This window comes from uncultured Thiodictyon sp. (assembly GCF_903828115.1).
Taxonomy (GTDB): Bacteria; Pseudomonadota; Gammaproteobacteria; order Chromatiales; family Chromatiaceae; genus Thiodictyon.
Genome location: NZ_CAIKKU010000445.1, coordinates 1 through 25,706, shown reverse-complemented (window position 1 = coordinate 25,706; position 25,706 = coordinate 1). Strand labels below are relative to the sequence as shown.

Annotated in this window: 12 protein-coding genes and 1 pseudogene; 5 read left to right on the top strand and 8 right to left on the bottom strand. The window is 67.2% G+C overall.

The window, feature by feature from the left end:
- Together QZY48_RS16370 and lptG are read right to left on the bottom strand one after the other, a co-directional pair.
- On the bottom strand, positions 1-270 hold a 270-nt coding region (locus tag QZY48_RS16370), incomplete at its 3' end, for a DUF3782 domain-containing protein (RefSeq protein WP_295432807.1).
- A gap of 349 nt (positions 271-619) precedes the next feature.
- Positions 620-1,690, bottom strand: coding sequence for an LPS export ABC transporter permease LptG (gene lptG / locus QZY48_RS16365; protein ID WP_295432805.1), 1,071 nt, complete (start codon positions 1,688-1,690; stop codon positions 620-622).
- Between the two features lie 230 nt (positions 1,691-1,920).
- Between lptG and QZY48_RS16360 the strand changes: the two genes are divergently transcribed.
- Both QZY48_RS16360 and QZY48_RS16355 read left to right on the top strand, forming a co-directional pair.
- A complete protein-coding gene (locus QZY48_RS16360; protein ID WP_295432802.1) occupies positions 1,921-3,429 on the top strand; it encodes a leucyl aminopeptidase in 1,509 nt (502 codons plus the stop codon).
- A gap of 198 nt (positions 3,430-3,627) precedes the next feature.
- A complete protein-coding gene (locus tag QZY48_RS16355) occupies positions 3,628-4,050 on the top strand; it encodes a bacteriohemerythrin (protein WP_295432799.1) in 423 nt (140 codons plus the stop codon).
- A 26-nt stretch (positions 4,051-4,076) separates the two neighbouring features.
- On the opposite strand, the gene QZY48_RS16350 is transcribed toward QZY48_RS16355, so the two are convergent.
- The 6 genes from QZY48_RS16350 to QZY48_RS16325 all read right to left on the bottom strand — a co-directional run bounded on the left by QZY48_RS16350 (position 4,077) and on the right by QZY48_RS16325 (position 22,034).
- Complete coding sequence (locus QZY48_RS16350; protein WP_295432797.1) at positions 4,077-4,565, bottom strand: chemotaxis protein CheW; 489 nt, start codon at positions 4,563-4,565, stop codon at positions 4,077-4,079.
- A complete protein-coding gene (locus QZY48_RS16345) occupies positions 4,562-8,407 on the bottom strand; it encodes an Hpt domain-containing protein (protein ID WP_295432793.1) in 3,846 nt (1,281 codons plus the stop codon). Before QZY48_RS16345 ends, QZY48_RS16350 begins: the two co-directional genes overlap by 4 nt.
- Positions 8,408-8,496: 89 nt before the next feature.
- Complete coding sequence (locus QZY48_RS16340; protein ID WP_295432790.1) at positions 8,497-10,551, bottom strand: methyl-accepting chemotaxis protein; 2,055 nt, start codon at positions 10,549-10,551, stop codon at positions 8,497-8,499.
- A gap of 28 nt (positions 10,552-10,579) precedes the next feature.
- A complete protein-coding gene (locus QZY48_RS16335) occupies positions 10,580-11,170 on the bottom strand; it encodes a chemotaxis protein CheW (RefSeq protein ID WP_295432787.1) in 591 nt (196 codons plus the stop codon).
- Positions 11,171-11,616: 446 nt separating this feature from the next.
- Positions 11,617-21,168 (bottom strand): PKD domain-containing protein, encoded by a 9,552-nt coding sequence (locus tag QZY48_RS16330; protein ID WP_295432784.1) that lies wholly within the window; start codon positions 21,166-21,168, stop codon positions 11,617-11,619.
- Between the two features lie 68 nt (positions 21,169-21,236).
- Positions 21,237-22,034 (bottom strand): hypothetical protein, encoded by a 798-nt coding sequence (locus QZY48_RS16325; protein WP_295432781.1) that lies wholly within the window; start codon positions 22,032-22,034, stop codon positions 21,237-21,239.
- A gap of 758 nt (positions 22,035-22,792) precedes the next feature.
- Here QZY48_RS16325 and QZY48_RS16320 point away from each other — a divergent pair.
- The 3 genes and pseudogenes from QZY48_RS16320 to QZY48_RS16310 form a co-directional block, all read left to right on the top strand.
- Positions 22,793-23,890, top strand: coding sequence for a LuxR C-terminal-related transcriptional regulator (locus tag QZY48_RS16320; RefSeq protein ID WP_295432778.1), 1,098 nt, complete (start codon positions 22,793-22,795; stop codon positions 23,888-23,890).
- A 347-nt stretch (positions 23,891-24,237) separates the two neighbouring features.
- Positions 24,238-25,227, top strand: coding sequence for a glutathione synthase (gene gshB, locus QZY48_RS16315; RefSeq protein WP_295432775.1), 990 nt, complete (start codon positions 24,238-24,240; stop codon positions 25,225-25,227).
- A 9-nt stretch (positions 25,228-25,236) separates the two neighbouring features.
- A pseudogene (locus QZY48_RS16310) lies at positions 25,237-25,706 on the top strand (hypothetical protein); the annotation flags it as partial.

Genomic DNA, 25,706 nt, shown 5'->3' with positions numbered 1-25,706 from the left:
GTCGATCTCCAGGGTGTCGCCGTCTTTGCGCTTGAGAACCCGCCGACTGACCATGTGGACCGGTATCCCCCGTTCGGTAAAGAGCCGCTCGCAGGAGGGGGCGACCAGGTTTTCCACGAACAGACCCCATTGCCCGCCGAGGCGGCCGAGTTGGCGGTTGACCTCTTGGATCTGGCGGTCGGTTTCCTGAAATTTCCGATCCGTCTCTTTTTGGGCCTTCAGCAACTCGCGCAGTAGTGCCCAGACCTCGTCGGCGGTGGTAGCGGCCATTCTGGAATCCTCGTGAGCGGTGGACAGCTTGGACCTTGATTATAGCTTCAGCGGGCTTGATTCGCGTTCCGGCCGCTGGGGAGAGGGGGCAAGTATCCGCCCGGGACCGGCTCCACGCCCGATCCGTAGGGTGGGTAGAGCGCAGCGAAACCCACCAATCAACGCTTGAGTTGCGCGCAAGCGATGGGTTTCGCTGCGCTCTACCCCTCCTACGGCCAGCCTCTGGCGCGGTGGTGCGAGTGATGGGTTTCGCTGCGCTCTACCCATCCTACGGGAGCCTCTGGCACGGTGTTGCGAGTACGGGGGCGCGCATGGAGTGGCCGCAAAGCAGGAACCCGCTCCGCTCCCCTCACCCCACCCGCCGCAACAACAGCACGGCCGCGCCGATGAAGAGCACCGGCGGGGCCAAGGCCGCCGCGAGCGGGCTTAAGCCGTAGAGGAGCGCCAGATAGGAAAACGTCTTGCTCACCAGATAGTAGAGGATGCCAACGAGGACCGCGAAGAAGGCGCGCACACCGGTCCCGCGGCTGCGCGCCGAGCCGAGCAGGACGGGGATCGCCACCAATACCATGGACAGGGTGAGCAGGGGGTAGAGCACCCGGCCCCAGAAGATCACCTGATAGTTGCTCGCATCCTGCGCATTGACCGTCATGAAGCGGATGTATTTCCATAGGCCCCAGACCGGCAGGATACGCGGGTCGACCACCACCACTTCCAGGATGCCGGGATTGAGCATGGAGCTCCAAACGGCATTGGGCAGGCGCTCCACCTGCACCCCGTCCATGCTCACCCGGCTGCGCGAGAGGCCCTCCAGGACCCATTGATGGTCTTGATAGCGCGCGCCCTGCGCGTGGGTCGCGATCAGGGTCCCCGCGGCGTTGTCCGCCTGGTAGATGAAGATGTCCCGCAGGCTGGTACCGGAGAGGATCTCGCGGATGTTGATATAGGTCCCCTGGTCGATCGCCCAGAAGCCGGACTCCGTCTGCTGGGTCACCGCCCCGGAGAGGGCGGCGCGCTTGATCTCGATCCCGCGCTGTTCCGCCACGGGGGCGACCACCTCTCCGATCAGCATGGCGCCGGCGGCCAGGAGCACCCCGCCCAGCAGCCCGGCCCCCGCGATCCGCCCCACCGAGACCCCCGCGGCGCGCATGGCCACCAGCTCGGAGCGGTTGGCGAGCGCGCCCAGCCCGAGCAGGGCGCCGATCAGAGTGGCGATGGGGAAGACCTGATAGGCGTAGCGGGGCAGGCTCAAGACCATGAACAGCAGGGCCTCCTGGAGGCGGTAGCCCGCCACCCCCACCTGCTCCAACTCGTTGGCGAGAACAAAAAATCCCAAGAGCGGCAGGAGCACGCCCAGGGTCAGGAGGGTGCCCGCAATCACCGCCCACGCCAGATAGCGGTCGAGAATTCTCAGTCCCATGGCCGGTCTCCTGGCAACTTCGCACCCACTGATTCTTGATCCAACAAAAAAGGACTGGTCCGCACTCGGGTGCGGTGCCTGGCGCCTGACTGATGCGCGGCGCCCCCCGGTGCCCGGCGTCCCAGGTGCTCACGGGTTTCGGGTCCGGCACGCAATCCGGTAGACTCTGGAGTCCCCACATCGTAACCCCGAATGACTCACTAAAGAACCGCCCCCCGAGGTACCCCCCGATGGAGTTCAAGATCAAGACCGGCGACCTCACCAGGCACAAGACCCCGTGCCTGGTCCTGGGCGTCTTTGAGAAGCGCAAACTCACCCCCGCCGGCGAGGCACTCGACAAGGCGAGCGGCGGCCGGCTGACGGAACTGCTGAAGAAGGGCGACCTGGACGGCGAGACCGGCCGCACCCTGATGCTCTATGACCTGCCCGGGGTGGCGGCGGAGCGGGTGCTCCTGGTCGGTTGCGGCAAGCGCAAGGAGGCCACGCGCACCAACTACCGGCAGGCGCTCGCCGCCTCCATCGACCTGCTCCAGCGCACCCATGCCGGGGAGGCCCTGTCCACCCTGGCGGAGGCGGCCCCGGAGGGGCTCAGCCCGTATCTTGCGGTGCGCGATGCCGTCACCACCGCCGCCGAGCGGGTCTACCGCTACAGCCAGACCAAGGACGACAAGCAGGCCCCTAAGACCCCACTGCGAACCCTGACCCTGTGGGTCGCCAGGAAGCAGGACCTGGACGCCGCCGAGCAGGCGCGGCTGCACGGTGCCGCCATCGGCGAGGGCGTGACCCTGGCCCGGGAACTGGGCAACCTCCCCGGCAACCTCTGCACCCCCTCCTATCTCGCCGATCAGGCCCGCGAACTGGCGGCCCGCTTCGACCAGCTCCAGGTCGAGGTCCTGGAGGAGGCACAGATGGAGGAATTGGGCATGGGCGCCCTGCTGTCGGTCTCCCGGGGCAGCCGCCAGCCGGCCAAGCTGATCGTGTTGCGCTACCAGGGCGGCCCCGCGGGCCTGCGCCCGGTGGTGCTGGTGGGCAAGGGGCTCACCTTCGACGCCGGCGGGATCTCGATCAAACCGGCCGCCGAGATGGACGAGATGAAGTACGACATGTGCGGCGGGGCCGGCGTGTTGGGCGCCGTCCAGGCGGCCTGTGAGTTGGAACTGCCGATCCACCTGATCGGCGTGGTCCCGGCCTCCGAAAACCTCCCGGACGGGGCCGCCAACAAGCCCGGCGATATCGTGAAGAGCCTGTCCGGCCAGACCATCGAGATCCTCAACACGGACGCCGAGGGCCGGCTCATCCTGTGCGATGCACTCACCTATTGCGAGCGCTTCGACCCGGCGCTCGTGATCGACTTGGCCACCCTCACCGGCGCCTGCGTGGTCGCCCTGGGCAAGCACCCCTCCGGGCTCTTTACCCCCGACGACCGACTCGCCCAGGAGCTCCAGGCGGCCGGCGACGCCGCCTGGGACCGGGTCTGGCGCCTGCCCCTGTGGGAGGACTACCAGACGCAACTCGACAGCAACTTCGCGGATATGGCCAATGTCGGCGGGCGCGAGGGCGGGGCCGTCACCGCCGCCTGTTTCCTCTGGCGCTACACCAAGAAGTACCCCTGGGCACACCTGGACATCGCCGGCACCGCCTGGCTCAACGGCAAGGAAAAGGGCGGCACCGGGCGGCCCGTCGCGCTCCTGGTCCAACTCCTGCTGGAGCGCAGCGGAGCGCTCGCCGCGGTCGCTTGATTTGAGATGAGCTTTAAGCTTTCAGCGGTCAGCTTTCAGCGATCAGCGATCAGCGATCAGCGATCAGCGGTCAGCTTCAAGGCGGACGGTGCACATCTGGCTGACCGCTGACAGCTGATCGCTGAAAGCTGATCGCTGACTGCTGATCGCTGACTGCTATTTCCACCCATCCCCATTCACAGAACCCACAGGTGACCCATGCTGCGCAACTGGTCAGAGGTCTACTCCGTCGGCATCCCGACGATCGATGAACAACACCAGGGATTCTTCGCCGCCTCCCACCGTCTCTACGAGCAGATCCTGGACCGCGAGGCCAACCAGGGGGTCGCGGAGGCGATCGCCTTCATGCGCGACTATGCCGACAGCCACTTCCAGACGGAAGAGGCCTTCATGCGCGACCATGAGTATCCGGCACTTGCGGCCCACCAGGGGCTCCACGCCGCCTTCTTTGCCCGTCTGGACGCCCTGGCGGAAGACCTGGCGACCTTCGGACCCAGCCCCGATCTGGCCGAGCGGGCGCTCGACCTCACGCAGGACTGGCTGGTCGACCACATCGCCGACGAGGACGTGCTCTACGCCCTGCACGCCAAGTCGCACGCGGCCGGCGTCCCGCGGGACTGACGCGGCGCCGCCGCGCGCCCGCCCGCTCAGCTCAGTCCCGACGCGGCCAGCAAGGCACGCTGCAGCGCATCCGGGTCCAGCAGCACCGCCGGTTGGCCCTGATGGCGCAGGGCGACCACGCTGAAGGGACGGCCGGGGGCCTCAACCGCGGCCGGATCAGGACTGAGGGTACGCGGCGTGACCCGCTCCAAACGCGGCAGGCTCGGACTCGCGAGGGCAAAATACGGCAGGACGGGCGCGCCCGTCGGCGCCCGACACAGCACGACGTAAGGGCGCGCCGCCGGGCGACCCGCGGCGGGGTCGGCACCCTGACCCAGGCACACTACCGGCACCCGCAGCCCACGCCAGGGCAGCAGGCCCGCAAGCCAGTCTGGGGCCCCCGGTGTCGGGGGCTCCAGGGACGCGGCGGACAGGATCTGTTCCACGGCCGCGACCGGCACCATCAGGTCCCTCGGGCCAGCCGCGGACACCGTCGGGAGCAACAGGACGGGCAGCCCCCGCTCCACCCTGTTCATGTTGCCGGCGCCGGGGCGAGCGGCCCCGGCTCCTCTTGGTTCAGGGGAGCGGCCGCCGCTGTGCCGTCCGCGCCGCGCCCCTCGTCGTGGCCGCTGGCGGCCTGCACCAGGGCCTGGGCATCCAGGATCAGGGCGACCCGCCCGTCCGCCAGAATGGTGCCGCCGGCGAGCCAGCGCAGCGCGGCGAGCAGTGGCCCCAGCGGCGTGACCGTGATGCGCGTGCTACCGATCACTTGGTCCACCTGCAGGGCCAGGCGCGGAGCGCCCGCGCGCGTGAGCAAGAGCGGCAGCCACCGGCGTTGATCCAGGTCCGCCGCCGCCGTGGGATCGAGCAAACGGCCCAAGTGGGCGACCCGGTACGGGCCATCTGGCGCGGAAAAGTCCCGTCTCTGGCCAGCGTAGATAGCGGCCAAATCGTCCTGGGGAATACGCGCCACACCCGCGACGTCGGCCTGGGGAACCGCGTAGACCTGGCCCGCGACGCCCACCAGGAGGGCGGGCAGCAGGGGAGGCTCCAGGCGCGGCAGCCCGTCATGCACGGCTTGCGTCGGCAGCTCGGGAGACAGCACCGGGAACTGGCTTGGTGCGGACACTGGCGGGTCGACCGCCGTGGGCGCAAGGACCTCCGTGAAGGCCGACGCCGGTTCCGCGGACGGGGCGGCCGCACCGCTGGGTGCGCCCGCGACGCCGCCATCGGTGTCGGCGGCCGGCTCGCCCCCGGATGCCGCCGCGAGTGACGCGGGCAGTGCGGTCAACGGCTCCCATGCGTCAGCGGACTCGACCAGCGCAAATGACTCGGGCAGGCCGACGGACAGGCGCGGCGTCTCCTGATCGATCCCGTCCCCCGCGGCCAGCCATTGCGGCAACTCCAGCGGTACCAGTTCCCAGTCGCGGGCGTCGCTCGACGCAACGGCCGCTGCGACCGTCGGCCGGGCGGGCGGCGCGTCGCCGTCCCCCGCCCGCCCGCGCCGCTCGTCGGACGCCAGTTCTCCGTCGAGCAGACTCAAGGCTTGCGCCAGCTCGGCGGCCAAGGCGTCCGCACCGGTGGCGGAGTCCTCGTCCGCCGGCCGGGGGGCGAGCGAGGACGAGGACACCGGGGCGGGCGGCGGCGGGACCGGCACTGGGAGCAGGTCCGGCAGGCTGTCCGCGGAGACGACCGTGCCCGACTCCGCAAAGGGGTCAGCAAAGGGGTCAGCAAAGGGGTCAGCAAAGAGGTCGGCAAAGGGCTCGTCCGCGAACAGCGCCGCGCCCTGCGCGTCCGGCTCCGATTCTGGCCCTGGCTCAGATGGCCAAGTCAAAAAGTCCTCCAGATCCGAATCCCGCCGTGCCAGGTCGATGCCGCTGGAATCCGCTCCCGCCGCGCGGTCCTGGGTACCACCGGGCAGAGTAGGCGCCGACCACTCGGCGAACCCTGAATCCGCTACCCCGATGGTCGTCGGCCCTGACTCCGGCTCCGGCCCCAGTGCCGGCAAGGCGGCAAGGGCCGCCGACACGGCGCCCAAGGCCGCGACCCCCGGCCCCCCCGCCGGGACCTCCGCGATGCGCTCAGCGATGGCGCCCAAGGCCCGCTCGATCAGGTCCAAGAGCGCGGCCGGCACCCGGCTGGCCGCGGCCTGAAACGGGCGCAACCGCTGTTCCAGGGACTGCGCCACCTGGGCGATGGAGTCGATGCCTGCCATGCCGGCGCTGCCGTTAAGGGTATGCAGTGCGCGTACCGTCTCCTCGTCCGGCACCGCCTGACCGGCCGCGGCCCGCCCCAGGAAGGCGCGCAGATCATCGAGATAGTGGACCATCTCGCCGCGAAACAGGTCCATCAGCTCCGGGTCGGCCGCATACCGACTCACGCGATCACTATCGTCCGCGACCGCCGCACTGCCGCGGTCATCCAGGGCCCCGGCGCCGGGAGGCCAGGCCCGCGGCGGCGTCACGGTCGGCGCCGACCGGCCGGGCTGGGCCTCGAACCAGCGGTCCGCGGACTCGATCAGCAACCCCTCGGCCGCGGGAGGCGTTACCGGATCCGCCGGGGCCGGCCCGACCGCGGCCAATGGCGGGAACGGCGGGAACGGCGAAAATGGCGAGGGGGCCGCCGCGGAGGGCGGGGACTGGACCCAGGCGGCGGCCCTGCGCAACAGCCCGGCGGTGTCCAGGGGGCGGTTCTGCACCTCCGCATTCACCAGCTCGGGCATCAGGTCAACCACCTCCGCCAGGTAGGCCAGGAGGTCGGCATCGCGGCTCAGACTGCGCTCGATCAACCGGTTGAGAATATCCTCCGCGACCTGGGCCAAATCGGCGACACGCTCCGCACCGACCAGTCTTCCGCTGCCTTTCATGGCATGAAAGCCGCGGCGCAACTGGCCTAGGGCGACCTCATCGCCCGGGTTGGCGCCCCAGCGCACGAATTGCTCGCCGATGCTGTCGAGTTCCTCGCGCGCCTCCTCCAGAAAGATATCCAGGAACTCCGGCGCAATCCCCGCCCCGGCCCACCCGCTGCCAGGGTACCCGCCAAGCGCGGACGGCGCCGCCGCGGCGGGATCATCCGGCGCCGACGCGACCGGTGGCGCGGGTGCCGCGGGCGCCGCCGCCTCGAACTGCATGGCCGCGGGCGTGGGGGCGCACTCGGCGCGTGCGGGCCGCGGACGCTGCGCGGCATACGCCTGGAGCGCCGTCTCGATCCCCAGCAGCTCCGCCGTCAGGGGTTGCAGACGCGCCGCGTCCGTGGCCGCATCGGCGGTTGCCAGGTCGCCGAAACCGCCCGCCAGGGCGCGCAGGCGCTCGGCCGTGTCGCCGGTGTCGGCGCCTTCGAGTGCACGCGCCAGATTGCGCATCCCCGTGCGCAGCGCGGCGAGCGGGGTCCGGTCGTCATGCTCGCCACGCACGAAGAGGTCCAGGCACTCCTTGAGGATCGCAAGCTCGCCCAGCATCGCCTCGGCCAGACCGGCCAGGGCCTCGGGCGCCCCCTCCAACGCCGGGAGATCGACCGCCGGCCGGGCGCAGTGGGCGCGAATCTCGGCCACCAACACCGGCTGTACCTCGGCTTGATCCAACTCGGTCAGGAACTCATCGATCAGGTCCCGGATTTCGGCCTCCGGCCAGGCCGGGGGGGGCGTGACGAGGGGCTTGAAGACCCGGTCCACACGCCCGACCAGGGCCCGGGCAGCACTATCGGCGGCCACCTGGCCGCGTTGCAGACCAGCCGCATAGGCCTCGGCCAGGCGGAACAGATCGGCCAGAATCCCGTCCTTGATGAAGCGGTGCAACTGTTGGAACAGGCGACTGAGCTTGATCAAGCCTTCGGCGGCGGTGCTGGGGCGGTACCAGTCGACCAGGTGGCGGTGGAAATGCGGTCGGACCTTGCGCAAGGCCGCGGCCAGTGCCTCCAAGGCCTCCGGCGGCAGGTCCTCGTCCTCCATCGCCAGCACCGAGCCGGGGACCAGCAACTCAGCCGGAGTCAACGGCGGGGCGCCGCGGGATTCGCGCAGATCGTTGATGGTCGGCCAGAGGCTCAAGGGCAGGACCTCGGCCCCGGCGTCCAGCCGGTCCAAATGGCTGGGCAGCTGGATCAGGGCCAGCATCATGGCCTCGGCCGCCTCCCCGGGGCTGCGCACCCGACGCTCGGCCATGGCATCACACAGGCGCTGCATCTCGTCGACCAGGCGCGCGGGCAACGTGAGCTGCAGCGCGAGCAGGACCCCGCGCACCTCGAACAAGGCCTCCACCGCATCGCCCAAGGCACTGGGCTCGCTGGTCTTCCCATAGGTTTCCACCAGGCCCTTGACCCGGCGCAGGGTCATGGCGATCTCACCTTTGACCCATTTCAGGCCACCGACAACTTTCTCTGCCATCGGATGATTTCCCTTGGTTTAGACCCTTGGATCGGGCCCTGATTCAGACCCGGGGATGGCGCCGGGACCGCCGGTCCGCGCGCCGTTCGTCATGGCATCCGCAACGCGGCCGCCAAGCCTTGCAACTCGGCGGCGACTGTCACCAAATCGTCATGCGCCTGGACCAGGCCGCGGATCCCCTGCGCATTCTCTGCCGTGATGGCGCGTACCGCCTGGAGTGTGTCGGTGAGGGCCTGCGACTGGCGCTGTATGGCGTCGGCCACACCCCTGACCAGATCGGCACCGGCGACGCCGGCAGTCTCGATCTGGGCCAAGGCCTCCCCGGCCTGCGGCAGGAGGTCGGCAACCGGCGCCGCGGCGGCGCTGCCGGTCTGCAAGGACGACCAGGCCGCCCGCAGCTCCGACTGGAGGGTGTGCACCAGGGCCTGGCCCTGCCCGGTGCTGTCGCCGGACTCCCCGACCACGCGCAGCACCTCCTCGGCGAACACCGCGCAGTCGTGCCCCGCCTCCCCCGCCCTGGCCGCCTGCATGGCCGCGTTCAGGGCCAGTATGTTGGTCTCATCGACGCTATCGGCCAGCCGTTCGAGCAGGGCACCGAGCGTCTGCGCGGTCTCGCCGCAGCGGGTGACGGACTCGCTGCCCGCCTGGAACCGGCCGCCGCCGGCGGCCATCCCGGCGAGGGCCTCGCGCCCCATCTGGATGCCGCGCCTGGCCGCGGCCGCCGCCTGCGTCGCCGCCCCGGCGGACGCGGCGGCCTGGCCACCGAGCGCATCCAAGTCCGCAATGAGCGTTTGGACGGCACCGCAGAGCAGCGCGACCTGCCCCGCCTGGACGGCCGCCGCCTCGCGCAGGTGCAAGGCATCGGCACGCGTCTGCGCGACCGCTGCCATCAGTTTACCGGCAGTCGCATCAATGCTGTGGTACAGCCGCCGTTGGCCCTCCACCCCATCCGCGTCGGCCCCGCGCCCCGGGCCGGTCGGGCGGCCGGGCTCAAGACGATCATTAAAGCCGTCATCAATGCCGTCATCAATGCCGTCATCGCTGCCGTCATCGCTGCCGTCAGCGCGCGGGCCGTCCGGTACCTGCCGCAGGGCCAAGGCGGCCGCGGCGTCCCGCTCGCCCCGGCGGCGGGCGGCGCCCTCCCGACGCCGGAGCGCGCGCAGGACGAGCAGGAGCGCGCTGACCAGGGCCAGGGCGCCGAATACCGGGGCCGACCAGGGGCCGATCGGCAGCGGGCCCAGTCGCGTCGAACGCGGGTCCTGCCACGCCGCCGCCACCAGTGGGTCCAGGGCGGCGGCGAACCGCTCTGCGTCCGCCTGCATGGGCACCAGGGTCATGATCGCGGCCTGGGCCTGGGGGGCCAACTTGGCTACCGGGTCCGCCGCCAGGCGCACGGCCTCGAATAGTTGGGCCGTCTCCTGAAGCGACGGTCCGGCCGCCGCTTCGGCCCGGGCGCCGGCCTCGGCCACCAGGGTCTGGAGACTCGCGCCAAAGGTCGCGAGCGCCGCCGTGCCGGGGTCACCAGCGAAAGGGGCCGCGCCGTCGACGCCCGGCGGTGACGCGCAGCCGGACCTCATGGTCGCGATCCGCGCCAGCTGCCAGCCCGCCTCCAGGACCTGCCCCACGGGCGCCCCCGCGGCGGCCATCAGCTCAGCGGACTTCGCCATCGACGCCGCGAGCTCGGTCAGCAGGGGGGCCGTCGCGGCGAGTGCCGCACGGACCCCCACAATCGCGTCCTGCGCGGCCAGTATCCGGTCCGCGGCCTCACGATAGGAAAGCCAGGCGTCTTGGGCCGCCGCCATCGGCGTTGCGCCGGGCGGCAGCGGGGCCCCGCCGGTGAGCCCGTCCAGATCCGCTTGCACTTGATCCCGCTCGCCGCGCAACTGGGCAAAGGCACCTTCATCGCCCTGTAGCGCCGCCGCGGCGGACTGCACCAGTTGCCGGCCGGCCACCTGCGCGGCGGCCGCCGCCCGCGACCGGCTCAGGATGCGCGCGTCCAGGTCCCGCGTCACAACGACGCTGGTCAGTGCCAGGCCAGCTCCGAGCGCCAGGCACAGCCAGAGGCTGATCGTCACCGCCGCGGCAGTACCGGCAGGCGCGGTGCCGTCGGCCGTGTCGGCACCTGTCTTGGTTCGTATCGCCATCTTGTACCGACTCCAGGTCCGGTTGAACTTAGCCAAGACCCATCGGCGGGGCCGCCGACAAAAGGTCCAGGGCGAGCACCGGCACCACCTCGCCGGCGAGGTCGAAGGCCTCATCGATGAAGGGCCGCAGCACCCCGGGGCCGCCAGGCGGCGGGGCTCGGCGTGCCTCGTGGTCGCAGTGGCGCAGCCCGAGCACCGCGGTCACCGCCAGGCCGCAGGGAGGGCCGTCCTGGTGCACCACCAGGACGCGCTCAGTGTCGCACCGGGCCGCGGGTCCGCCACCGATCAGGGCAGCCAGGTCGAGAATCGGCAACAGGGTGCCCTGGTGGTTGGCAATCCCGCGCACCCGGTTCCCGGTTCCAGGCACCGGGGTCAGGTCGGGCGGGACCTCCAGCACCGCGGCGATCTGGTCCAAGTGCGCCAGGAAACACCAGTCACCGACCCGCACCAAGAGCCCGGACCAGTGCGCGAGCCCAGCCTGATCCGCCGGTGGGCGAACCCCCGGGGCCGGATAGCGCGCCGCGACCCCGGCGACCAGCTCATACAATTCGGCACCGGTGCGGACCTGGGCACCGGGCCGCACCGCGGCGGTCGGCCGCGGGTCGCCGTCATCACTCATCGCGCGCCCTCACCGACCTGCGGTCTTGGTCCTGGTCTTGGTCTCGTCTTGGTTTCATCATCACCGTTGCCACCACCTTGCTCAGGCCCCGGAACGCCCGCCGACACCGCGGCAGACAGCCGCCGGGAGCCGAGCCTTGCGCCCGCCCCGGTCCGCCGCTTGCGCCGACAGCGCAAGCGCCTGATCCTCTTGCTCCCCCCCCTAGTCGGGGAGGGTTGGGGTGGGGGCGGGCTGAACGGTTACGCGGGGAGCGCACGACACCCGCGGACACTTCTGCCTTTTACCACGGCGCGGCACGGGCGTCGATGGTTGCAGCGGCACCGATCGGTCGCGTGTCGGCGGGGGCACTTTTGGCGTTGGGGGTCTGACTGTGCTTCGGCGCTGATCACCGTTATCGATGCCTCGGGCCTGACCCTCTTCGCTGGCCGAATCCTACCGGCAGATCATTACATGTGCCTGGCAAGCTCCCCGACTACGGCATTGATCAAGATGAGCGCTTTGGGATCGGAAAAGCCTTTCTTGGCGAGCACGAATGCATAAGAAAGGGCCTCGAGCTTCTTGCGCGATTGCAGGACCAGATTTGCTCTGGTGTACTCGATGGCGGCTATCTCCATTCTCCGCAGCGTCGGATTATTGAACTGTGCGCGTGCGATCATCATGATCTCGTCGATGTGAAAGGCGGCGTCTTGCGCAGCGGTTTTCACCATACCCTTACCGACCTCTGTCACCGCCACTTTCGCTGCGCGGCGCTCGATCTCCCTGATTGTTGCTTGCGCGGCGGCGTTCTCGAGCAACTTTTTGGTTTCATAGGCAGCGCTCTGTTGGGCCACCTTCTTTACGACGTACTTCTGGGCCATGCCCTTCACCATTCCAACAGTGGGGTTGAAGAGCGAAGCCATCAGCCCGATACCCCCGGCGACCAAGGCAATGTCTTCATGGCCAGTAAAGGTTGCGACAAACGAAGTCACGTTAGCAAGCCCGCTGATCAAGGTCATGGTGATCATGATCGACCCCGGGTCGAAGTTCTTCCCGGTCGGATCGCTGAAGTCTACCGGATTGGCGCGGGCATAGAGATACCGATGCAGCGAAAGCGGATCGGCCAGTACACCGTCAAACGGGTCCTGAGTGATGAACCGCCCGCTCTGCGGCGCATAGTAGCGCGCGCGCAGGTAGTAGAGCCCAACACTGCTGTCGAACTGCTCGCCCGCATACCGATACGCGTTGGGCGTCGTGCCCACGGCGGCCAGCGGGACGCCGAAGGCATCGTAGGTGTAGGCATCGCTCACCGCTCCGGCTGGAGCCGCCAGTTGACGCGTGGAAAGCTGCCCATCACTCAGGTAGAAAGCCGTCCCGGTGCCGGTGCGCGTCTGGGCAATGAGCCGACGGCCATAGGTGAAGGTAGAAACCGTCGGTCCTGCAGTTTCCACCACAACTTGTGCATTGTCCTGGTTCTTGTCCAGCAGGAAAGCCGTGGTCAGGCCGCCGGCGGTCCTGCCGATGCGCATCCCGTCGGCGTCATAGGTATAGGCCACCGGCCCCGGATGCGTGCCCGATTGCATGGCGGCGGCAATGAGGCGATTCTCGGCATCGTAGGCATAGGCATCCGTCACTGCTCCGTCACCACGGGCCAGCAGGTTGCCATTATTGTCGTAGGTCGCAGTCTGAGTCACCGCACCACTGGTCTCAGTGAGCAGTCGATCGCGGTTGTCATAGACATAGCTGGTCGGCGTGCCATTGCGCTGCATCCGCGTCCGGTTGCCCACCGCATCATAGCTATAGCTGATCGTCAGGTCGTTCGCCGCGCCCGGCTCGTCGACCTGCTCCTGGGTCAGTCGGTAGACGTCATCGTCGGAATATGTCACCGTGCGCCCGGTCGTGGCCGGGCCCGTTTCCATGACGTGCGTCCTGTTTCCGGCGCGACCGTAGGCATAGGTGTAGGAGGAGAGGAGCCCGCCGGTTCCCGTGTTCGCCACCTGCATCAGACGGTTCAGTGCATCGTAGCTCTGGGTAGTCTTGATCCCGTTGGGATAGTCCACGGTCGCCAGGTTGCCGACGGCGTCGTAGCTGTAGTGGGTCGTCCCCGCGGCAGCGACCACCGTCTGTAGGCGGTTGAGATCATCGTAGCCATAGGTCGTCGTGCTCTGCGGGGTTGTGATGGAAGCCTTATTACCTGCGGCGTCGTAGGTATAGGTGATCGTCTCGCCCGTCGCCTTGCGTTCCTGCAACAGTTGGCCGCGCACACTGTAGGCGTAGGTGTCGCCCCCGGCCTGGGTGCGTAGTCCGGTCGGCGTCCAGCCATACCTGATCGTCCCGGCTCCGGGCAAGTTCGTCTGAACCAGTTGGTCCATCGCGTCATAGAGGTAAGTCGTCGTCTTACCGTTGTAATCGGTGTGACTCGCCCGATTGCCATTGGCGTAATAGGCGTAACTCTCCTGTTCACCCGTCGGCAACGTCCGTCCGACAAGGCGGCCCAGGCCGTCATAGCTCATTTGGGTGACATGCCCGTTCGCATCGCTCTGCGCCACGCGGTTGCCGACTGCGTCATAGGCATAGGTGGTGATGCCGCCGACCGCATCGGTAACCTGGAGCAACTGGCCCTTGGCGTCGTAGGCAAACCGCGTCGTTCGTCCGGCCTGATCGGTGTCGGCGATCTGCTGCCGCGCGGCATCATAAGACGCCGTCGCAAATGTTGCGTCCGGGAACGTAGTCCGACTCAAATTCCCGAGGCTGTCGTAAACGTAGCTTGTAACATGGACCAACGCGTCGGTCAGACGAAGCAGACGCTGGCTGCTGTCAAACTCCTGCTGGGTCACATTCCCTAGCGCATCGGTGATTGTTTGCCGGTTCGGCGCATAGGCGTAGGTCGTAATCTTGCCCCGCTCATCGGTCTGCGTCGCCACGCGTCCGGCCGCGTCATAGGCCGTGGCATTGGTCGTTCCATCAGCGAACTTGGTCTGAATCCGCCGGCCAATTGCGTCAAGCACGAACGTGGTCGTGTCACGATCGGGATCGGTCTGCGCCACGCGGCGAGCGTTGGCGTCAAAAGACGTCAGGCTCAGCGAGCCATCCGGATTGGTGGTGCTGACGTGATTGCCATCGGCGTCGTAACCGTAGCCGGTGACTCTGCCCAGGGGATCGACGCGGCGCGCGACCTTCTGCCCATTGCCGATCGGGCTGTATGACAGCGTGCTGGTGTTGCCCATCCTGTCTGTCGACACGGTGGCTCGCCCCACCGCATCGTAGGCAGTGTGCTCGGTCCGGCCCAGCGCATCGGTGCTGCTTAGCAACCGGCCATTGCTGTCATAGCTTGAAGTTGAGGTATTACCAAATGGATCGGTGCTGGAAATCTGGTTACCGGCCGCATCGTAGACGAACGCAGTTACCTGCCCCAACGGGTTCTTCGCGGTCAAGCGGTTACCCGCTGCATCGTAGGTATTGCTGGCAACTCCCCCTTCCGGGTCAGTGACCTGCAGCAGATTCCCGCCGGAATCGTAGAGATTGGTCGTCGTGTGCCCTTCGGGGTCGGTCCGCGTCAGGACCTGACCGTTTGCGTTGTAGGTCGTGGTCGTCACGTTGCCGTCGAAGTCGGTGCTGGCGAGCACGCTATTCTTGCTGTCGTAGGTCTTGCTCGACACGCGCCCTAAGGGGTCGGTTTCGGTCAACTGGTTATTTCGGCTGTCGTAGGTGTAGGTTCGGGTGTTGTCCAAGGCATTCGTCTCGGTCAAGACGTTGCCCATGGCGTCGTACTCGAAGAGCGTAGGATTGCCGAGGCGATCACGCACAAGTTCCTGCGAAGTCCCCGGATTGTGGGTATACGTGATCTGGTTGCCGCGGGCGTCGGTGGTGGCGATCAGACGGCCGCCGGCATCGTAGTCGTTGCGCGCCGGATGATTGCCGGCCGGGTCCTGGATGTCGATCAGGCCATGGCTACGGTTGTACGCATACCGGGAGATATTCCCTACGGCGTTGGCGTGGGCGACCAGATCGCCATTGCCGTCGTAGCTGTAGTTCTGCACATTCCCCAGCGGGTCGGTGATCTGTGTGATACGGCCCAGCGGATCGCGGGTGAAGGTGATGCTCTTGCCCGCCGAGTGGATGATCCCGGCCGGACCGAAGGTTAACGTGTTGCCGTTGAGGTCGGTCACTTTCTGGACACCCACAGTCGGGCTGATCTCAACTTGGGTGCCATCCGCGCCCGTGTAGCGATAGAGCGTCGGCGAGTAGGTATTGAGCGTAGCGTCGTCGACCAGCTCGACTTGTGCGCCGCCGCTCGCGATCAGCAGGCTGTTGTTACCCAGGGCCTGCAACTGTCCCAGCGTTCCGGACCTTGGCTGGAAGCCGGTCACGTTCGTAAAGTCCAGCGAGCCGATGTTCGAGGTCGGCGACACCACCATGTCGAATTCCTCGACGTGGCCGTCCGGCAACGTCAGGCTGACCTTGTGCGCATCGGTCGGCGACAGCGTGACCACGATGCCCGCGACAGTGCGCACCCAACCGGTGCCCAGCACCCGGTTCGTGCGCAGCCGCAACGTCTGTAGTCCCAGTCGCCAGCCGACCCCGAAGTCGCCCTTGGCCTTATCGCGGCTGTCGTAGGTGCGGCTGACGGTGAGCGGGATGCCCGACATCGGGATGGTGAGATCATCGAAGGTGAGGCTGAAGAGGCCGATCTTGCGGTTGCCTGTCAGTTGCACGGTGCGCGTCGCCACACTCTGGTTCTCAGCACGGTCGAAGACGGTCAGACGCAGGGTGTATTGATCGTTGACCAGCATGGTCGGATCGAGCGTGCCTAGCGTGCCATCGGTCACCGCCGTGGTGCCTTCGGTAATGAGGGTGTACTTCTCCTCACCGGCCAGTGCGTAGGCCAGTTCATAGCGCAGGAAGTTGACATCGCTCGCGGTGCCGACGATCGGCATCGGGCCGGTGACGGCGCCACCGTCCGCCGATGAGGTGATGGCGGCGGTGGGCGGCGTGTTGCCGCCGAGCGCGCGCGCGGCGACGTCCAGGGTGCCTTGCACCGTCTTGCCGTCGAGGCTGGCGCTGATGGTCGTCGCGCCGACCTGGATCGCCTTGGCGATCCCGGTGGTGCCGATCGTCGCCGTGCTGGTGGCCGAGGATGACCAGGCGGCGGTCAGCGTCACGTTCGCGCTGGTGCCGTCGGTGAGGATGGCGACCGCCCGATACTGCAATTCGTCGCCCGCCAGGCGCAGTAGGGGTCCCGGGCCGGGCTCCAGCACGATCGAGGCAATGGGCATCGGCAGCGGTCCGCCCGCCGAGACCGTCAGGGCCACCGGAGCCGCGGTCGCGGGCAGCAGTTCGGTGCCGGCCGCTGGCGATTGGGCCATGATTTCGCCGACCGGGATGGTGGTCGAGGAGGTTCTCGTCACGTTGACCGTCAAGCCCGCGCCGGTGAGCAGGGCGTTGGTCGGCGCCAGTTGGTCGCCGACGACGAAGGGCATCGTGAAGGGTTGCGGGCCTTTGGAGACCGTCAGCCGGATGTCGTCAAAGCGCCCGACAACGGCACCTGCGACCGCGTCCTGCGCCAACACGGTGCCCGCGGGCAGCGCAGAAAATGATTCGACCCACTTCACCCCCTGCAGACCGGCCGCGATCAATGCGGTGCTCGCCGCATCGAATGTCATCCCCACCACATTGGGCACCGCAACTGTTGCCGTCGTGAGGTTGACGATAAAAATCTGGTCGGTGTCGGCACCCCGCGAATCGGTCGCGGTGACGATGACTTTCGTCCAACCCCAGTCGCAGGGATAGCCGTATGACCCGCACGTAGGCTCGAAGCGGATGCGCGCCGGGCTGACCAGTGTAACGTTGGTCGGTGCGGACTTGATCGAAAAGGTGATGGTGTCGCCCGGATCGGGGTCAATCGCGGCCAGGTCGTAGTAGTTGGTCACCAGCCCGCCCGGCGGGTTGGGCGCGAAGGCCTGCACCAGGCTCTTGGGCGGTGTGGAGGTGAACACCGGCGGCCGATTGTCAGGAACGATGTCGATGACGACGGTCGCCGGAGCCGTCGTGGCAGAGCCAGCGCTCGCCGCGTAGGTGAAACTCGCGGCCTGTACCAGGCGCGGATCGCGCACCGTGCCCTGCTGTTCCGGCGTGCGGAAGATGCGCGACACCTTCGGATCGTGCAAGACCCGGGCGTTGCCGTCGATTGCTGTCGAGCGGTATTGCACATGCGGGTAGGCCTTCGGACCCGGCAGCCAGTTGTTGCTCCCGCCACCGGTCAAGGCAATGGGGCCGACCAGCGTGTCGCAGGTGCCGACGGGGAAGCCCACAAACCCGCAGTTGAAAGTGAAGGCCGAGTTTTGCACCACGTCGACGTGGCCGTCGTTGTTCATGTCGAGCAACATCAGCGCTGACACGTCGACATAGCTGTTGCTGAACGTCCAGTACGGGTCGAGCTTGCGCAGCCCGCTGCGGCCGTTGAGGATCATGATGCGGGCATTGGCCGAGAAGACGACTTCGGCCAAGCCGTCGCCATCGAGGTCGTAGACCTGCGGCGCGGCATTGGCCACGCGGAAACTCTCGACCGGCTGTGTGAAGTAGGGTGCGAGTATCGAATTGTCCGGCACGTCTACCGGAACCTGGTACGCCCAGATCGGCTGCCCGTCGTCGCGAAACGCATACACGGTGCCGTCGGCACCCAGCACGATATCGGATCGACCATCGCCGTCGACATCGGCAATCGTCAACGGCGTGAACCAGTAGGTGTCCAAGGGAATGCGCCGCTTGAGCTGGCCATCGTAGCTGTAAAGGAAGATGCCGCGATTGTCCCTGTTGGGCTCGCCGCTGCTTCTGACGTGAATGATCTCGGCCTTGCCGTCGCCGTCGAGATCGGCCACCGCGGTGTCGTTGACCGACTGGGACAGGTGCCAGCCGAGGTCGAATCCGCCGCCCGCGTTCTGCATCCACACGGCGGTGCCCGATACCAGGTCGACGCGGCCATCGCCGTCGAGGTCCATGGCGATCGGCGGCATCTGCCACAAGGCATTGGGGCCGCCGGGACGGCTGCTGGTTGTTGCCGGATCGCGCACGACCAGCGTCTGCAGGACACTGCCGTCGCTGCCGCTGATGATGAGCGTGGCGCGGCAGGCGACGTTTTCGTCGGCCGGCAGGCCCGTGACGGCTCGGCAGCCCGCGTAATGGGGGCGGGCGGACGTATCGTGGTAGAGGGTATCGCCGTCATTGTTGGAGAGTTGCACGTTCATCAACAACACAGGCGGACCATCGGCACTGAGTCGGGCCAGGCTCAACCCCCTTTCCCAGGCGAGCCCGCCGATGGTCAGACCTCCCGGCGGCACCGTCGGCGCACCCCGCGAATTGTCCGGATGCGGCTTGGACAACGGCGGCGACACCCACTTCAGCTTTCCCAGGTGATCGAAGGCAACGAGGTTGTCGTGCTGGGGGCTGCCCGCGCGTGAACACCGGGTGGTCAGGATGTAGGCGGGATGACCGCTGTCATCGATGTCGGCCAACACGCGGTGATTCATCGCGCCCCCGGTCATGACCGCGCAGTCGCTGGCACCCGTGAAGTCGAGGGCCCACAGTTGGCTGCCGTCGCGGCCCGACCGGGCTCGGATGTCCGAGTTGAGGTTGTGGCTGATGATGTCCGGATAGCCATCGCCGTTCAAGTCGGCCACCAGCTCGTGCGCGCCATAGCTCCAGGTGGCATTGGCGTTCCACAGCCTGGTCGCCGTCAAAGGATCACCCGGCACCGTTGCCGGAGCCTGATAGGTGAAGCCGCCGTCGCTGTTGAACGCGGTCAGGGTGCCGACACCCGGATCGGTCAGGCGTGCCGCCGAGAGGGTGCCAATCCCTTCATAGGCATCGTTGGTCAACACGCCCGCGGCTGGCACCGTGAGCACCTGGCTGACCTTGGCCGTGTAACTGTCGTCCCGCGCCACCGGCCCCGGCGCCGCCGGCGTCAGCGTGACGGTGAACTGCCGGCTATCGGTGAGTCCGCCCGCGTCGGTCACACTGACCGTGACGGCCGCGTCGCCAGGGGCGATCCCGGCGGTCGGCCAGGTCAGCGCGCCGCCGGTCAGCGTCATCCCCGCCGGACCCGACACCAGCGCGAAGGTCAGCGTGTCGCCCGCATCCGGGTCGGTGGCCTGCAGGGTGCGGCTGAACGCGGTGCCGACCGGCAGTATCACATTGGCCTGGGGTGCCAATTGCGGCGCCTGATTGGTGTGTTCGACCGTGACATGAAAGGTGGTCGTGGCCGTGTGGCCACCGGTGTCGGCGACGGTGGCGGTGAAGGTGTTCGATCCCAATTGCGCCGCGGTCGGGGTCCAGTCGATCAGCGGTGACGGACTTAGTGCCGCGCCGGTCGGCGCCGTCGGCAGCGCAAAGCTCAGCGTGTCGCCGACGTTGGCATCGCTCGCCACCAGCAATTGCTGATAGCGGGTGCCGAGCGCGATGGTGCGATCCGCGATTGCCTGGAACTCCGGCGGCCCGTCGCTGACCGTCACCTGCAGGTCGCTGTTTCGACTGAGCAAGCTATCGCCGGCGGTGAGGCGCAGCCGGTAGACGCCGGGGGCGGTGAAGGTCGCGCTGGTGTTGAGGGTCGTGGGGCTGCCGAAGACCACGCCCGACGGGGGACCGGAGACCAGGCTCCAGGTCGTCGTCAGGTGCGCGGGCGGATTCGGCTTCCCGTCATCGGTGGCCGTGCCGGCGAGGGTGGCCACGGCCGGAAGGGTGATCGTTTGATCGGCACCGGCATCGACCACTGGCGGTTGATTGGTCGGTACGCTGGCCGCCACGGTGACGATAGCCGTATCGGGCACGCTGTCGAGTGCAGCGTCCCTGACGATCAGTTGGGCAATGTAGTCCCCGATGGCGTCGGGCACAAAACTTGCCGCTGCCAGGGTGTTGTCGCTGATGGCGACCGTGCTGCCGGCCGGCCGCGTGGTAAAGGACCAGGCATAACCCAGGGGGTCAAGGTCCGGATCGGAGGAGGCGCTGCCGTCCAGGGCGACCGTCTGTCCCAGGGTGGCGGCTTGATCGGCGCCCGCATCGGCGATGGGTCGACTGTTCTCGGTGCTGATGACGACCTGGTCCGGGACACTGTCGAGGAGTCCGTCGTTGACGACGAGTTCGGCGATGTAATTGCCGGCGCGGTCAAGGGTGAAACTGGGGTGGTCGGTGTCGGCACCTTGGAGTAGCGCACTGCTCTGCGGGGGGCGCTCGATCAAACTCCAGTTGAATCTCAACTGGTCCCCGTCCACGTCGGACGACGCGCTACCGTCGAGCAGCACGGTCTCGTTGATGAAGGCGCTCGCATCGACGCCTGCCGCCGCAACCGGCGCACTATTGGTGGTATCGATGCGCACCTGGTCCGGCGCGCTGTCGAGCGTGCCGTCGCGGACGATGAGGCGGAGCAGGTAGCTTCCGCGTTTATCGATGGGCAGGGTCGGATTGTAGATGGTCGCGTTCGACAGCGTGGCGCGGCTCTGAGCGGGCTTTTCATCCAGCGACCAGACGTAGGTCAACGTGTCTCCATCGGGGTCCGTCGAGTGGCTGCCGTCAAGTTGGGCGGTGGCCCCCACCAAGAGTGTCTGATCATCCCCAGCACGCGCGGCGGGCGGCGCATTACTCGTGACGAGGTCGTAGCTGAACTGGACGGCGGTGGCCGAGAGGACGAAGGGTACGCTGCGCTTCTGGCGGATGCTGATGGTATCGACGCTATCGACGGTTTCGCCGTCGGCGATCGCGCGATTGGGATAGCCGAGTCCACCCTCCAGAATCCGGGTGTTCGGGGACGTGCTGGTGACGGTGGCGGCAAGGTTGGAAACCGAGGCCCCGGCGTGGTTGGCCGCGGCGATGCGGTACACCATGTCGATGTGCGTGCTGCCATAGAAGGAACGGCCGACGAGCGTCGCGCGCCCGGCCTGAACGGCGCCGTCTGGTGGTGCCCAGAGAGGACCCGAAGTGCCCAGGAAAAAAAGACCAAACAGGGCAGCAAGACCGGAGCGCAAGCGAGTCATGACGGGGGCCTCTCAATGGCGTGAAGATGTAAAGGGCGCGCCTCTGTCAGGTGCGCCCTGTGCTCGCTTTACTGGCCTGTTTGCCGAATCCTGCGGCGAAATGCGGCAAGCAATGGGGCTACAGCAAACAGGGCAATGGGGGCTGGGACGGGGATTGTTTGGGAGCTAACTCCGGCGATCCTGATGCCGGCGTTCGCCACTGCGCTGTAGCTGTCAGTGGCGGAAGCCGACTCGTTAAAATTCACAGCGCCATAGACGTCGAGGGCGCCGGTTAGGGTCAGGGTCTGCCCGGGATCGATCCTGATCAGAAAGCTGGTGGTCTCAGTGACGCCGTCCGCTGGAGGACCGTAGATGGAATCCGCACCCGCGAACCGGTCGATGAGCGGGTTCGCGTCCGGGCCGGTGAGGCCCAAAGCAGCCAGCGCGAGTGCGTCGCCGCCTTGGGCGTCGGCGCCGAGGCCGAAACCGACTTCAAAGGCGATTTCAAAGAGCTTATCGATGGACAGGTTCTTGATCTCGAGAAGGAAGTTTAGCGTCAACGAGGACAGCGCATCAAGCTCACTGCCGGAGGTGGACGCAGTGAACGACGCCCCATCCCCAAGCGCTGCCGAGGTGCCGGTGAGTGGAAAGCCCGTTGCCGCCGTACCCACCACGGTTGCCGAAGTGGTCGCACCACTCACGGTAAGGCTCGCCGTTGCGCTGCGACTGGAGTTTCCGTCCAGGCTGTTCGAGGGGAGGTCAACAAAGATCGCGGTAATAATTGAAAGATCAGGGTGGATTGAAATTGGGGCAGCAAACGCCAAATGAGCTGGCACAAGCAAGCCGGCGATCAACGCCAGCTGCATGGTAAACGACTTGATCATCATAAGAATGAACGCCCCTTATTGTGAAACACTTAACGCTCTATTTTGCGTTCCCGACAATTGAAACCGGAACGTCTTTTCAACTATTCCCATGTCCACCGGTAACCCTTGAAAACGACTGCCGGCCATCGCTGCCGGCTGTATCCGTGGGCCCGGGCACGTTGCCGCACGACCAGTTGCCGGCAGCGTTCCCGTTGCCGGCCGCCGGGTTCCAGGTGCAGGTCGCTGCATCGCCCGGGGGGCCAAGGCCCCGGACAACGCGAGCAGGATGGCCTGCGCGCCGGCCTTGAGTGCGCACCGCCAACCTGGCTGGCTGCGTCCGAGGCGAGACGCTGCGGGCGATGATGTAACACCGCAGCGGCCGCTCTGTTGTGATCCAGACAAGGCAGACAGGTGGTGTGCTCCCGACGCGGACAGACCCGGCGAAGACGATTTTCTATGGTTCAGCACGTTTGGTGCCATCATAAAAAATAATTATTATTCAATATTCTATGGCTTTCCAGTGCAAAGAATCGGCCGGCAACTGTAAAGACAGTTCCTGATGCATTTGTACTAAGACCGGAGCGACGCCGGGCATGGCCTGCCGTATCGGCATAATTTGTGCATGCGGGTCTGTATCTGGCTCCTGTTGGCGTCGGATCGGTCGGATTGTCGGACTTGCGCCAGACGCGGCCGCACGGGCAAGGTGTCGCTCCCGGCTCCGGTGTCTCGCGTCCCGAAACCGCTCCGGTGCCGCCGACCTATCCCCATCGCTCGAGCCAATGTTCGTCTATGCTCTGGACCGCGTCGGGTTACGCCCAGGCTGGCTAACCCGAGCCACGGAATTCTTAGCCACGGACTTCCACATGACTGGCGTTCCCCTTCAGGATGTATCCGGCTTGAATGTGCGCGGCCTGTGCCAGGCGATTCTGCAACTGCATCGCGCTGGGCGCGAGGCAGCTTTCGCTTGGTTTCAGCCTGCGGCCCTGGAATTGATCCAGGAAATTATCCCGTTCGATTCGGCGTGGTGGGGCAATGCGGCGGCCGAGCCGATGGAAATCCACCGGCTCTATCTGTTCAACTGCGACGACACGATTCGGGAAGCCTATGCGCCTTATATGGCGCAGGACTTTTTTCGCGCCGCACTGATAGCGACCCCCGGTACCACGATCAACATGGCCGATCTGATCACCCGCGAGCGCTATGTGCTCACCGAACTGTATGGCCGGGTGGGCCAGCGCTACCGGATGGAATGGTCACTTGGTACCCTGTTGGTGGAGCCGGTGTCGTCGTTGCAGGAATTTCTTACCCTGTGGCGACGCGATGGGAATAATCCGTTCACCGAGACCGAGCGACTCACCAAGGAATTGCTCATGCCGCACTTGTCCGAGGCGCACCGTGCAGCGCGGCTGCGGGACGTCCTCGACGGCGCGCATGTGCGACACGACTGTTGGGCGGTGGCGGACGAGCGGGGCTTTCTGCGCGAGGCAAGCCCGGCCTTCATCCATTGGTTGCGCGAACACTGGCCAGGTTGGCAAGGCAGTCGGCTGCCGGAGGTGCTGCTGGAGTGCGTTCGCTTGGCGACGCCCTTCCAAACGGGGCGGATGAAATTGCAGATTGTCCGCAAAGGCAGTTTCCGCTACCTGCGGGCGCTGGCCCTAAGCGCGGTGGATAGCCTCTCCCCCCGAGAGGGCGAGATCGCCAAACGCTATGCGCACGGCGAAACCCATGCAGTGATCGCGCTGGCGCTGGGGTTGGCCCCCACCACCGTGCGCAATCACATCGCGAATTGCTACCGCAAACTCGCCGTCAGCAATAAGACTGAGCTGGCGCTGCGGGTGTTGACTGCCAGGCCCTTCATGGGTGCGGCCTCCGCATAATGTGCCTAACCGTAGCACTCAGCCCCAAACTGGTCGAGTTGCTTGACCAACGTCTTGCAGGCGGCCTCGGTGATGCCCGATCCGATCGGCAGTCCCGCGGCGACGAGGCCCGGGTAGTGCATTTGGTGGCGATGGTTGGTGAAGTAGGTCCAAGCGCTGAGGACGTCGTCGCGGACCGCCTGCGAGAGCGTGTGCCGCTGCGGCAGGCGCGCGGCCTCCCGTCGCGGCCGGGGGGCCCGCTCCTACGGGCGTGACGCCGGGACTACGATCAGCCTGGGCGGCCGCACGGCGCCGGGACCGCACCCGCCGAGGGACCATCCGCACCGGCATTCGGTTACACTGCCGCCATGACTATCGAACTCGGCATCATCATGGACCCCATCGGGTCCATCAAGATCAAGAAGGACAGCACCTTCGCCATGATGCTGGCCGCGCAACGGCGCGGCTGGCCGCTCGCCTACATGGAACTGGGCGACCTGTTCCTGGGCGAGGGCCGCACCCAGGCACGGATGCGCGCGGTGACGGTCACCGACGACGCGGCCGGCTGGTACCGCTTCGGTGCCGAGAGCACCCGCGCGCTTTCGGACCTGGACGCGGTGCTCATGCGCAAGGACCCGCCCTTCGACATGGACTATGTGTTCTCGACCTATCTCCTTGAACACGCGGCGCGCGCCGGTGCCCGCGTCATCAATGACCCGCGGGCGCTGCGCGACGCCAACGAGAAGCTGTTTACCGCGCAGTTCCCCCAGTGTACGCCGCCGACCCTGGTGACCCGACGCCTGGCCGACATCCGCGCCTTCCAGGTCGCTCACCAGACCATCATCTTGAAACCCCTGGACGGCATGGGCGGCAGCGGCGTGTTCCGAGTGAACCCGGGTGACCCGAACCTCAGCGTGATGGTGGAACTGCTGACGCAGCGCGGGCAGCGCCTGTGCATGGCCCAGCGCTATGTCCCGGAGATCACCGCGGGCGACAAGCGCATCCTGATGATCGACGGCGAACCGGTCCCCTACTGCCTGGCCCGGATTCCGGCCCCCGGGGAGACCCGCGGCAATCTCGCGGCGGGGGCGAGCGCCGTGGGCCGACCGCTCTCGGAGCGCGACCGCTGGATCAGCGCCCAAGTCGGACCGGAACTGCGCGCCCGCGGCATCCTCTTCGCGGGTCTCGACGTGATCGGTGATTTTCTGACCGAGATCAACGTGACCAGCCCGACCTGCATCCGTGAACTGGACGCCCAGTTCGGGCTGGACATCGCGGGCGACCTGATGGACGCCATCGCGGCCCGGATCAGCGCGGATCGGCGTGTCACCCTAAGTAGCCAGTCAGGAACAAGTTAAGCGCAATCGTTGATCGACACCAGCCACACCCAGGGCCTCCCCCGCGCACTCACCGCGCCGCTGGACGGCGGCCCCTCCCGTATCCTGCCCGCGGCCCTGCTGGGGGCGGCCGTGCTGCACCTGTTCTTGATCCTGGCTATCTCATTCAAAATGCCGCAACCGCGCACCGCGCCCCCGGACCAGTCGCTGGAGATCGTGCTGCTCAAGGACGCGGGCCAGGCCACCCGCAACCCGGAACCCGACGCTGCCCTGTCCCAACGCTCCCGGGTCGGTGAGTCACCGCGGGGTGACGGGGTCATCGCCTCGCCGCTGGACGGGCCGGTGCTGCCGGCCCTGACACCCGCCGAGGATGAGCCCCTGCCGGATGAACCACGGGCGCAAGACCCCCGCGCCCAACCCGCCGTCGCGACCGCGGCACCGCCCGCCGCGCTGGCCCGGCGCACGCCCCCGCAGCCGCGCCCCGAGCGGGTGGTGGCGGC